A 12,189-nucleotide genomic window follows, 5' to 3' on the forward strand; every position below is an offset into this window, starting at 1 on the left:
AGTCAAGCTTTATGATCTGGGATTTTGGTTTAATGCAGTTGGAGTCTGGAGGTCATTGTCTTTAAGCGAAGGATTTTTATCATTTCTCAAATGGCATAAGGCCACATCATGAATGCAGCCTCATCTTTTGAATACCCAAACGGTTACCGCTGGCTACTATTAAAGTTTATGTGCTTTACTCTCATCATTTCCAGCTTCAGCATCATTTTTTAATAATGCTAGATGGTTAACAAGATGAGTGAATGCATCTCCTGCTAATTGTCCTTTAAGTACTAAATCGCTAGAAAGAGCGCCTTTGCTAAAAATACCACTAATGGCTCCAAAGTTAGTGGCAATTTGAGCATCGTTTAAATATTGTAATGCTTTAATGACATTAGGATTTTGTGAATCCATCAAAAGCAGGTTTAACCCATGAACTAGGGCATCTAAGGCATATGTTCCCACTACTTCATTGAATTTGTTGTAATTTGCCAAAAGACTATAGGCTGCACCTATAAAAGAGAGCGTGTTTACGATTTGTGATGTTCTTCTATGTGTCAGAAAGTTATAGCCACTTGAAAACAAACTGTAACCTGTACCTAAATTGAATAGACTACCGTAATCCATAATTAACTCCTTGTTTTGCTTTTAATAAGGGCCGTGTATTTTATGGTTGGTATGATCAAAAGTAAATCTTAATTTCCTTGTTTTGTGCAAAAATGGCGGTTTCGAGTGGTGGTTTTCAAAGAAAGGAGACTTCTTTACTGACCCTTATTGATTATTAGGAGATAGAGCACATTCCATCATTCGGCTTGCTCGATGGGGTAGATTCATAAACCAATTGCCTTTTTTTGAAATCAGGGACAAAGGATGCCTCTTTGAAGAACGAATCATCGTTTGATTTTTTTTGTAAAGGATATTGATAAATAGGTAGTTGCAGGGTTTTAAGTTCAGCTAATAACGTTTTATCAATCGTTTTTGGTACCCATATTTCAGAAATATCCTGAATACCCACACCACCAAATACCTGAATGTTAATACTTGATGATTGTTTTAAAGATTCTGATGTGGGGCATGTATCAAAAGGATAAAAATAACCTGGACGATGGGTGTCTGTCTCACTCCAAATACCATTGGTCTCAAATGCGAGCCAGGTTGACCGTTCTTGAATCTCCTGATTCAGCTTTAAAATGATGCCGCACTCCTTAAACGCCTGGGAGTATTGGCTCAATGAAGAAATAAACAAGGGTTTATTAGGTACATGCAGAAGACCGGAAATATGTCTAATGTCTTTAACTGCATCAACTGTGCCAAGCTCTTTTTCCAGCGAGATATCAAAAATTATTTTTTCTATGTCATAGGGTTTTGAATTTTCTTTTTGGCCTGAAGTAAGTAGCTTTTTCTTGTTGATGAGATGCTCCACTTCTTTGATGGAGCAAGGGATTAGGAAATCACATTTTTGAAAAAAAGCTTGAGCAGCCTTGGGATCACCACTCTTATTTTCCCTTCTTAATCGCTCAATTAATTCTTTAACCGTTTGCCTGATATCTGGGTGGTTCTGGAAATGTTCGGGGGGAATCGTGCTACCGGGTGATAAATCTTTAATCATTATCCCTTTGTTTTTTAATTCATTCATCTCTTGTTGGGCAATCGTTAATGCAGGTTGCAAATCGAACAATGGCTTTTTTATTGGAGAAGGTTCAATGCCCGGAAAAACATCCTCATAGACGCGGCATTCTGACAAAGAATGAGTGGCCATGATAATTTTATTACGCTGAGGATCAAACAATACAAAGTACGCTCCTTTAGAAGTGGACGCTGGGGATTCAGTTAAGAGAATGTTTCTTTTTGCTTCCTTAGGCAATGTTGCCGTAAATTTATGGATGTCACAGTGATGTTGGTCATAATAACGAGAGAAAAAAAGTACCTCCATATCGGTCTTATCATTAAGTCCGCTCTGTTCATGGAGCAAATCAACATAGATAGGCTTGATATAAAACTGACTTCTAGGCAATACATGCATCATCCATACCTTTTGTGTGGTCTTATCGAGCATAATCACACAATGACAATTTGTAATCTGTTTGGAAATTAATCTTGAGTGCCGTTCGGGATCGCCTTCGAACTGAGCCAGATCACTTTTCCATGATATGTTCTCTGATTGCTGCTCTTTCGGATCCGTAGCTTGAAATTCACTAAATCGCTCGAATGAATGATTTGTTAATGAATAGCTAATGCTCTGATCGTTAAATACCGAAATTGTTTCCGGATCATTTTCTTTAGTTGAATTAACTACAAGTTCTATATTAAGTAGGCGCTCTGTTTCCCTAATGGCTTCAGATAACTCACTCAAAAAATGTACGGCATACATTAGGGATGGAGTTGCTTTCATCACCTCAGCTATTTGTTCTGTTTTTTTTGGGCTTAAATCAGCAATTTCTTTGACTTGTATTAAATCGGCAGCAAGCATTTCAAGCGCGGTTAATGTCGGTAGTCCAAAGGTTTTATCTGCGGTTGAACTGAGCGCCGCAGTTATTTTGGCTACGTCAAAATATTGTGACAGGTGTGCATCAGATTCTTTTACTTGCGTGAGTAACGCATCGAGCTGTGAACGGAGCGCACTTATTGCGCTATCAAGATCCTTCACCATATCTAATTTATAGTAATGCATTATAAATGAAGCTTTCTTTTTGACTCGAGATACGAAAAGTATAGCCCAAATCGAGAATTTATTTCGAATATGTCTATGGCTCAAGGCGCAAATGAAACTGAGGGCAGCCATCTGGACAATGAGAATTCGGAGATTCTGCCATTTAAGTACAGTTCCCCTAATTACATTAAGCATAATTTGCTGGTCGCCCACTTAATGTTGAATATATTTCCAGGGCGTATTGCGTCATTCCTTAACAATAAGGTACTATTTACGTTTGCCAAATATAGAACTATTTTGGTACTATATTTATAATATAGATAAAAAATGATGAAGACGGAGTTTGTCTCTAATTAAGACTTATTCAGTACTAGATTATTCGAGTTTGAGGTGTTATGCTGCGCATCAGCAAATTGGCCGATTATGGAACAGTTGTGATGGTTTATCTCGCCAGACACGCGCAAGAACTATGTAATGCTCGTGATATTGCACTACATACTCATCTGACTGTACCAACGGTAAGTAAAATTTTAAAACGTTTGACGAGTGCAGGTTTGTTAACTTCGGTGCGTGGAGTGGCTGGAGGATATCGCTTGCGACGACCTGCAACTGAGATTTCAGTGTCGCAAATAATTTTTGCATTGGAAGAACATCGTGGTTTCACAGAGTGTAGTTTGCAACCTAATGATTGTTCATTACAAGGTGTTTGTACTATTCAGGGTAATTGGCGATTGATTAGCCAAGCAATTGAAACAGCTTTGGATAGTGTCAGTTTAGCCACTCTGGCTAAACCAACGTTACAAGCACATGACGTGGAACGAGTTCGGCAATTGGCAAGTGGAGTTAATCGTGGCTAAAAGCAGTGAGCAAATTAATTCTCTGCTCGATAGAGAATATCAACATGGGTTTACAACCGACATTGAAGTAGATACTTTTGAGCCTGGACTGGATGAAGAGGTTATTCGTCGTTTATCTGCAATTAAAGGTGAGCCAGAGTTTTTGCTGGAGTGGCGTTTAAAAGCCTACAGGCATTGGTTAACTATGTCGCCTCCTCAATGGTCTAGCGTGCATTATCCCCCTGTGGATTACCAGGCTATTTCTTATTATTCAGCACCCAAACAGAAAAAAGATGCACCCAAAAGTTTGGATGAGGTGGATCCCGAATTGCTAAGGACCTATGAGAAATTAGGGATTCCTTTAAGAGAACAGGAAATGCTGGCCGGCGTTGCGGTAGATGCCGTGTTTGATAGCGTTTCCGTAGCCACTACATTTAAAGCCAAACTCGCTGAAAAAGGCGTCATTTTTTGCCCTATTTCTGAAGCAGTCCATAAGTATCCTGAGTTGCTGATGCAATATTTGGGTTCGGTCGTGCCTTATCGTGATAATTTTTATGCCGCTTTGAATTCAGCTGTTTTTAGTGATGGTTCTTTTGTTTATGTACCCAAAGGGGTGCGTTGTCCTATGGAGCTCTCAACTTATTTTCGCATTAACGCAGCTTCTACTGGACAATTTGAACGTACTTTGATTATTGCGGATGCAGACAGTTACGTTTCTTACCTTGAAGGGTGTACTGCACCGATGCGCGATGAAAATCAATTGCATGCAGCGGTGGTTGAATTGGTTGCGTTGGATGGTGCGCAAATTAAATATTCCACCGTACAAAATTGGTATCCTGGTGATAAGGAAGGGAAAGGCGGTATTTATAATTTTGTGACCAAGCGTGGGGCATGTCGTGGTAAACGCTCTAAAATTTCCTGGACACAAATAGAAACCGGTTCAGCAATTACCTGGAAATATCCAAGCGTGATTTTACAAGGTGATGATTCTGTTGGTGAATTTTATTCAGTTGCGTTAACCAATAACTATCAACAAGCAGATACCGGTACTAAAATGATTCATATTGGTAAAAACACGCGTTCAACCATTATTTCCAAAGGAATCAGTGCAGGGCGTGCACATAATGCGTATCGTGGGTTGGTTCGTATTGCACCGACGGCGACCAATGCGCGCAATTATACTCAATGTGATTCCATGCTTATGGGTTCTGAATGTTCCGCACATACTTTTCCTTATATAGAGGTCAAAAACCCTACAGCACAAGTAGAGCATGAGGCAACGACTTCGAAGATCAGTGAAGAACAGTTATTTTATTGTCAGCAACGTGGAATCGACACCGAAGATGCTGTTTCAATGATTGTAAATGGTTTTTGTAAACAGGTATTAAAAGAATTACCTATGGAATTTGCGGTGGAAGCAACGAAATTGCTAGGTCTGAGTTTAGAAGGGGCAGTAGGTTAATATGTTAGAAATTAAAGACTTAAGTGTTGAAATAAATGGTCAAGCTATTTTAAAAGGCATTAATCTTCAGGTAAACGCGGGTGAAGTTCATGCCATTATGGGACCGAATGGTTCAGGAAAAAGTACTCTGTCTAAGGTATTAGCTGGCCATCCTTCGTATCATATGACTGGTGGAGAAATAAGCTATCTAGGCCAGGATTTAGCTCCTTTATCTCCCGAGGAAAGAGCGCGTGCCGGTATATTTCTATCTTTTCAGTACCCTGTAGAAATACCTGGTGTGACAAACGTCAATTTTCTCAAGGCCTCCGTTAATGCAGTACGTAAAGGCCAGGGAAAAAACCCATTAGATGCTATTGAGTTTCTGACCTTCATTCGAGAGAAATGTCAGTTATTGGAAATGGATGAAAGTTTTTTATACCGCAGTATTAATGAAGGATTTTCTGGTGGCGAAAAAAAGCGCAATGAAATTTTACAGATGGCTGCCTTAGAGCCAAAGCTTGCGATTCTTGATGAGACCGATTCAGGGTTGGATATCGATGCATTACGGATTATTTCCCATGGTGTTAATGCAATGCGTTCACCAGAGCGCTCTATTATTTTAGTAACGCATTATCAGCGCTTGCTGGACTATATTGAGCCAGATTTTATTCATGTGTTGGTCAATGGCCGTATTATTATGTCCGGTGATAAAACATTAGCACTTGAATTAGAGAAAAAAGGGTACAGTTGGCTTGAGGAAACGGTGGAGTGATGAGCGAGATCTTGGATTTTTACCAACAACGGGCAAAGGCCAGTTTTTCTACTTTGCCTTGGCTTGCCCAATTGCAAACCAAAGCATTAAATGATTTGAGTCAGCAGGGCTTTCCAACGCGCCATGATGAAAATTGGAAATATACGTCTGTTGATGCCTTGTTAAATCAACCCTTTATGCGTTCTGATGCTGCTGAGCCTTCTCAAGATTCAGGGGATAACGCATACAATGAAGCAATGTCTTCTGATTTACCAATAAAGCAGAATTTATTGGTCCTTAATGGGCTTATTTCTGGGGAACAGCAGCTTGCGCAAGCGTTACCGAAAGGAGTATTGGTACTTCCTTTAACCGTAGCGTTAACCAAGCATCCGGAGCTGTTGAAGCCTTATTTGGGCACGATTTTAAAACAAGAACATGGTTTTCATTTTTTAAATACCGCCATGATTCATTGTGGGGTGGTGATTTACATTCCCGCAGGAGTCGTTATTGACGAGCCGATTGCTTTAACGCATATACAAAATCGTATGAATCAAGCGGTATATCTGCGACATTTGATTATTGCTGAGGCAAACAGCCAGGCTACGATTATTGAAGATTATCAAGGTTTGGCAGATTGTTGCTATTTGACCAATAAGGTCACTGAGGTTGTTGTAGGGGCTGGTGCAAAACTAACCCATTGCACCATTCAAAGAGAGAGTAAATCTGCTTTTCACTTTGGTCATTTATCCGTGAAACAATTAGCAGGCAGTGAGTTTGCGAATCATTCTCTAAGCCTTGGCGGCCAATGGGTACGCTCCGATATTAGTTTGTATTTGCAAGAAGAAAAAGCACATTCTTTAATGAACGGAATATATGCTCCTGCAGAAGGGCAACATGTGGATCATCATACAACAGTGCAGCATTTGGTGCCTTGTTGCAGTAGTGAACAGGATTATAAAGGGATTCTCATGGGGCGTTCGCGTGCGGTATTTAATGGTAAAGTAATTGTTGCTCAAGAAGCACAGCATACGGATGCCAAACAGCAAAATAAAAATCTTTTACTTTCAGCCAATGCAGAAGTGGATACCAAACCGCAATTGGAAATTTTTGCTGATGATGTATTGTGTTCTCATGGGGCAACGGTTGGACAATTGGATGAGGAAGCATTATTTTATTTGGCAACCCGCGGAATTGATCGACTTGAAGCATCACACTATTTAATCCATGCGTTTGCCAGTGATAATTTGCGGCTTATTCCCCATCGTCAATTGGCGGACTACATGGGGCATTTATTAACACAACAGTTGGGGTAAGCTCAATGGACGCTTTGGATATTCATGCAATTCGCAACGATTTCCCTGTACTCAAGCAAAAAGTAAATGATTTTGATTTAGTTTATTTTGATAATGCGGCAACGACCCAAAAGCCTAAAGCAGTGATTGAGGCTATTTCTCGTTATTACGAGCAGGATAATTCGAATATCCATCGCGGTGTTCATACTTTAAGTGTCAGAGCCACAGAGCACTATGAGGCAGCTCGTTCCAAAGTAAAGCGCTTTATCAATGCCAACTCCCCAAATGAATGTATCTTTGTTCGCGGTACTACTGAAGCAATTAACTTGGTTGCGCAAAGTTTGGTTGCACCGCGTATTCTACCGGATGAAGAAATTTTAATTACCCATATGGAACATCATTCCAATATTGTTCCTTGGCAGATGGTGTGCAAAAAAACAGGGGCAAAACTGCAAGTTGCGCCTATTTCACTGGATGGTGAAGTTTTATTAGAAGAGTTTGCCAAAAAATTAAATAAAAATACCAAGTTTGTTGCGATTGCTCATGCTTCCAATGCCTTGGGTACTGTTAATCCAGTAAAAGAAATGATTAAGATGGCCCATGAGTATGGTGCTGAAGTATTACTAGACGGCGCGCAAGCTATTCCTCATTTGCCTGTAGATGTGCAAGATTTGGGATGTGATTTTTATGCATTCTCAGGGCATAAATTATATGGTCCTACGGGTATTGGTGTTTTATGGGGTAAAGAAGAGCTTTTGAATGCCATGTCTCCTTATCAGGGAGGTGGCGAGATGATTAATTACGTGACCTTTGATGCAACAGAATATGCGCCTATTCCGCATAAATTTGAAGCAGGCACGCCGAATATTGCGGGTGTGATTGGGTTAGGCACCGCTATTGATTATTTAGAATCTTTGGATATGGAAGCAATTATCGCTTATGAGACACAGTTATTAGACTATGCAACTGCTGGGGTTCGGTCTGTGGGCGGATTTAATATAATTGGAACTGCTCAGCAAAAAGTACCGGTTGTTTCTTTTGTGCATGGAACAATCCATGCTCATGATGTAGGTACTATTTTAGATAGTGAAGGAATTGCAGTACGCAGCGGTCATCATTGTGCTATGCCATTAATGGATTTTTACAATGTTGCTGCCACGTCACGAATTTCCTTGTCCTTTTATAACACTAGAGAGGAAATTGATCGATGCATCAAAGTATTGCATCGAGTTAAAGAGGTATTTGCATGAGTGCTGAACTGCGTGAGCTTTATCAGGAAATCATTATCGATCACAATCGCAATCCACGTCATCATTATGAAATGAAAGATGCAACGGTGCAAGCGAATGGTTTTAATCCTTTATGCGGTGATAAATTAACTGTTTATGCCAAAATCGAAGAAGATTTGATCACTGAGTTAAGTTTCTTAGGATGTGGTTGCGCCATATCCCAAGCCTCGGCTTCCTTAATGACCGATTCTTTAAAAGGAAAAACTATAGAAGAGGCGCATGAACTGTTTCATCGTTTTCATCATATGTTGACACAAAACGAAGAGGGACAGTTACTTCATATGGACAAGTTAATGGTTCTAGCGGGAGTGAAGGCTTATCCAGCCCGAGTAAAATGCGCTACGTTGGCTTGGCATACATTAGAAGCGGCATTGAATAAAGACAGTAATGTAGTGAAAACGGAATAGGGTTGGTTTCTGTCACATCATCCCTCGCTGCGCTCGAGGTGATGTGGGAACTAGCAAAATGGAAACTGGCCTTGGGTTATCCAAAATATAAGCGGGTACTTTATGTTTGGTTTTAAGAAAAAACAAGATTCAGAATTGCTGAAAGAGGCCATTACTAATGCGCTTAGGGAAATTTATGACCCTGAAATTCCTGTTAATATTTATGATTTGGGTTTAATTTATGATATATCCATTGATGATGAAGCCCATGTTACCATTCAAATGACTTTAACTACTCCTGGTTGTCCTGTTGCTCAAACTTTTCCGGGAACAGTAGAACAAGCAGTCAATAAAGTTGAAGGGGTTCGTGATTGTACTGTGGAGTTAGTCTGGGAGCCGCCTTGGTCTCAGGAGAGAATGACTGAAGCTGCACGTCTTGAATTGGGAATTTTTTATTAAATGTGGCAACCTTCAGCATCGATTGAGTATTTGCGCCAACGTGCACAACTATTAAGAAAAATACGGCATTTCTTTACTGAACGCGGTTATTTGGAAGTTGAAACGCCAATTATGGCCCGTTATGGCACAACGGATGTCTATCTCAGTAATATCAAAGCAACGTTTCGTGATGAAACCTATTGCTTACAAACTTCCCCTGAATATCATATGAAACGTTTGCTTGCCGCAGGAAGTGGTTCTATTTTTCAAATAGCGCGGGTATTTCGCGACGATGAATTAGGGCGCTGGCATAATCCAGAATTTACTTTGTTAGAATGGTACCAACTAGGTATTGATCATCATGCATTGATGGATGAAATGGATCTGTTTCTGCAAATGGTGATGCATTCTAAATCCATGATCAGAAAAACCTATCAACACGCTTTTCTGGAAGCGTGTGATGTGGACCCATTCACTGCAACAATCCCACAACTTCGTAAAACACTGGCGCGCTTTGATTTGGATAATGTATTACCTTCTCAGGAAGAGGATAGAGATCAATATCTGTTTTTACTGATGAGTCATGTTGTAGAGCCTTGTTTAGCAGAAGAAAATGCGCCAGTTGCTGTGTATAATTTTCCAGCATCACAAGCTGCTTTAGCAAAAATTAATGATGGAGTCGCAGAACGTTTTGAGGTCTATTACCAAGGAGTGGAATTAGCGAATGGCTTTCATGAGTTGACTGATGCTGATGCCCAGGCAAAACGCTTTGTTCAAGACCAAAAGCTAAGAAGTGAAAAAGGTCTTCCCTCCGTAGCTGCAGATCACTATCTTTTGCAGGCTTTAAAACATGGATTGCCTTCATGCAGCGGCGTGGCTTTAGGTATTGACCGGTTAGTAGCTTTGGCGCTAAAACAACCGGAGATTGCTAAAATTATTTCTTTTGATTTCGCCAGAGCCTAGTGTTGCTCGGCTTCTTCTAGTCTTTCTTCCTCATTCATAAAAGATTTTGATGTTTCAATGTCAATAAAAAGTATTCCTCAGCCTATATAACTCAATCAATGGTCTAATATTAACCATATAGCGTTGTTTTTGGTAGTAGATCATGATCCGGACCGAGGATATTTTTAAATCTGATTTTAAAGGCCCTATAGTTTTGCATATGATTGATCAGGAAGGCTATGGTGATGTTTCTCTGGCAATGAAAATTGCTAAATTTCTCATGAATAAGTACCCTGATGCCCCAATTTACGTTGTGGGTAAAAAAGCTTCGATTCATAAAGTACACGAGATTGAACCGAAGCTCCCTGATCAATATCACCAAATTCACATGGTTGACTCGTCTGATTCGCATGAAGTAGAAAAGGTATGTCAAAGCGCAAAACTTGCAGTAGAAACCGCAATTTTTGATAACTCCTTGGAACACTATTACAAAAATAACGAGTGCCTCAAAATTTTTATTGGAGAATATGGCCTTTATAAGCAGACAGAATATAAACCACCAATAATTTGTTTGAGTGGAAATGTCGGTGTAGGTGATGGTTTTCCTGGAATTTTAATCGAATCCGATTTAAAAAAATTTTCGCATCTTGATCCTGCCAAGAAACTTGAAGCTCGAAGTAAAATCCTTAACGAACTCGATCCGCCTTTAAAAAAACAAGTTTTTGGTAAGTCTGCTGAAGATCCATCCTTTCTTAAAAAAAATAGTTTTGCCTTTTCTTATTACAATTTTCCTAAGTCTTATAAAAGAGCTGCGGCTGTATTTGCTGCGAGCAATGAAGAAGGGAAACATGCGAATTACTTTATGAGTGTCACAAGCAAGAATGGGAGAGACAAGACGACATTATCCCTGCTTGAAGAGCCAGACTTTCAAGATAAGTTAAAAAAATTGGGGTATGGTAAGCTTGTTTTCTTTACCGGAGACCCAGAAAATCCACATAAAGAGATTATTTTAGATGAGAAAAATCCTCATGGTAGGGAGTTTAGAGTATTCCAAAGAAATCGATTTACTCATGATACAACCCTTGATTTGATGCGCCTATCTGATTTATGTGGTGTGGCTGGCGATCAATCCGTAACCGAAGCGCATTCGCTGGGCGCTGTTCCTATTCCTGAGGAATGGCATTGTCAGCTTTCAATAGTAGGCCAAATCGCAAAAACTTATTATAACCAGAATGTTATGGGAGCTGTTTTTAATAATACCTAGGGACATCATACATCTATTGATCAATGGGTTTCTGCTGGGAAAGAATTACGAACACGCCGCTCAGAGGTGGAAAGGGTACTTACCAAATTTCAAGAAGAGGCGAATCTTTATAATGCACTCGATTATAGGCTCAATTTAGAATTGGATGGTCCACAACAAAAAAAGGTTGAACAATACAATCAGCATTTTATTAAGGCACTGGCAGAGCATCAAAAAACGCTAAAAAAAGATAAAGCCGATGCATTCTATATAGCTACTGAAATAGCACGTTATTATGCCAAGTGGCAACCAAGCGAACCGCTGACGATGAGTAAGATAGTCGATACGATGCGTGCCTATGAAGGTAAAAGATTAGCCCATATTGACACCATTCATTACGTAATGGTTCAAAAAAATTATTCTGATTTAGTCAGTAGTGAACGCAGTGGCAGCTTTATAAAAAGAAATATTACTCATAAGCCTTCTCATAATGAACAATTATTTAAACACCTTCAATCCATACACCAACAGCATTTTTTTGTAGGCGAAAGTAATTTGCAAGCAAAAAGTAGTATGCTTAAAGGGAAGTTATCTGACATATGTCATCCGCTTAAAGATGAGGATCTTGAGCGGGCATTAAAATATTTGGCCAGTTTGGAGATACTTGAACTGGGGGTGCAAGTAGGCTTTGATTCGCAAAATAAAGGTAAGACTTTGAGCGAAGCATATCACCTTATTGAAAAAATAATACCGTGTGAGCAAGAAAAGCCAATAGGAGAAAATAAGAAGTTTGCTATTTTCTTCCAGACGAATTATGCGACAGATGAAGTCTATCAAGTAACGCTTTCAAAAGAGCAAATTCAAGCGTTTGCAGAGAAACAAAAAGAATTGGATGCTCGAGAAACATTCAACTGCTAGAAGCAAGGACAATTTTGAACCAAA

12 protein-coding genes are annotated in these 12,189 nt (G+C 39.6%); 10 read left to right on the plus strand and 2 right to left on the minus strand.

Going from position 1 to position 12,189, the window contains the following annotated elements:
• Positions 1–159: 159 nt before the first annotated feature.
• Positions 160–606, minus strand: a complete 447-nt coding sequence (locus OQJ26_RS07050; RefSeq protein WP_265703174.1) for a hypothetical protein — start codon at positions 604–606, stop codon at positions 160–162.
• A 154-nt stretch (positions 607–760) separates the two neighbouring features.
• Positions 761–2,650: a hypothetical protein gene (locus OQJ26_RS07055; protein WP_265703175.1), complete on the minus strand. Its 1,890-nt coding sequence runs from the start codon at positions 2,648–2,650 to the stop codon at positions 761–763.
• Between the two features lie 374 nt (positions 2,651–3,024).
• Between OQJ26_RS07055 and OQJ26_RS07060 the strand changes: the two genes are divergently transcribed.
• The 10 genes from OQJ26_RS07060 (at position 3,025) to OQJ26_RS07105 (ending at position 12,165) form a co-directional block, all read left to right on the plus strand.
• The gene (locus OQJ26_RS07060) at positions 3,025–3,486 is read left to right on the plus strand and encodes an SUF system Fe-S cluster assembly regulator (protein ID WP_265703176.1); all 462 of its coding nucleotides are present in this window, start codon (positions 3,025–3,027) and stop codon (positions 3,484–3,486) included.
• The gene (gene sufB / locus OQJ26_RS07065) at positions 3,479–4,927 is read left to right on the plus strand and encodes a Fe-S cluster assembly protein SufB (RefSeq protein WP_265703177.1); all 1,449 of its coding nucleotides are present in this window, start codon (positions 3,479–3,481) and stop codon (positions 4,925–4,927) included. The genes OQJ26_RS07060 and sufB overlap by 8 nt, the downstream gene beginning before the upstream one ends.
• A 1-nt stretch (position 4,928) precedes the next feature.
• Entirely contained in the window at positions 4,929–5,678 is a 750-nt protein-coding gene (sufC, locus tag OQJ26_RS07070) for a Fe-S cluster assembly ATPase SufC (protein ID WP_265703178.1), read from the plus strand.
• Entirely contained in the window at positions 5,678–6,970 is a 1,293-nt protein-coding gene (gene sufD, locus OQJ26_RS07075) for a Fe-S cluster assembly protein SufD (protein WP_265703179.1), read from the plus strand. Before sufC ends, sufD begins: the two co-directional genes overlap by 1 nt.
• Before the next feature lie 5 nt (positions 6,971–6,975).
• On the plus strand, positions 6,976–8,199 hold the full coding sequence (locus tag OQJ26_RS07080; protein WP_322783959.1) for a cysteine desulfurase: 1,224 nt from the start codon (positions 6,976–6,978) through the stop codon (positions 8,197–8,199).
• A complete protein-coding gene (gene sufU / locus OQJ26_RS07085) occupies positions 8,196–8,645 on the plus strand; it encodes a Fe-S cluster assembly sulfur transfer protein SufU (RefSeq protein ID WP_265703180.1) in 450 nt (149 codons plus the stop codon). The genes OQJ26_RS07080 and sufU overlap by 4 nt, the downstream gene beginning before the upstream one ends.
• Before the next feature lie 102 nt (positions 8,646–8,747).
• Positions 8,748–9,083, plus strand: coding sequence for an SUF system Fe-S cluster assembly protein (locus OQJ26_RS07090; protein WP_265703181.1), 336 nt, complete (start codon positions 8,748–8,750; stop codon positions 9,081–9,083).
• Complete coding sequence (gene epmA, locus OQJ26_RS07095) at positions 9,084–10,025, plus strand: elongation factor P--(R)-beta-lysine ligase (protein ID WP_265703182.1); 942 nt, start codon at positions 9,084–9,086, stop codon at positions 10,023–10,025.
• Between the two features lie 142 nt (positions 10,026–10,167).
• Positions 10,168–11,268, plus strand: coding sequence for a hypothetical protein (locus OQJ26_RS07100; RefSeq protein WP_265703183.1), 1,101 nt, complete (start codon positions 10,168–10,170; stop codon positions 11,266–11,268).
• Positions 11,269–11,334: 66 nt separating this feature from the next.
• Positions 11,335–12,165 carry a hypothetical protein gene (locus OQJ26_RS07105; protein WP_265703184.1) on the plus strand — a complete coding sequence of 277 codons (831 nt, stop codon included), beginning with the start codon at positions 11,335–11,337 and terminating at the stop codon, positions 12,163–12,165.
• The last annotated feature ends 24 nt before the right edge of the window (positions 12,166–12,189 follow it).

This window comes from Legionella sheltonii (assembly GCF_026191355.1).
GTDB classification, from domain to species: Bacteria; Pseudomonadota; Gammaproteobacteria; order Legionellales; family Legionellaceae; genus Legionella; species Legionella sheltonii.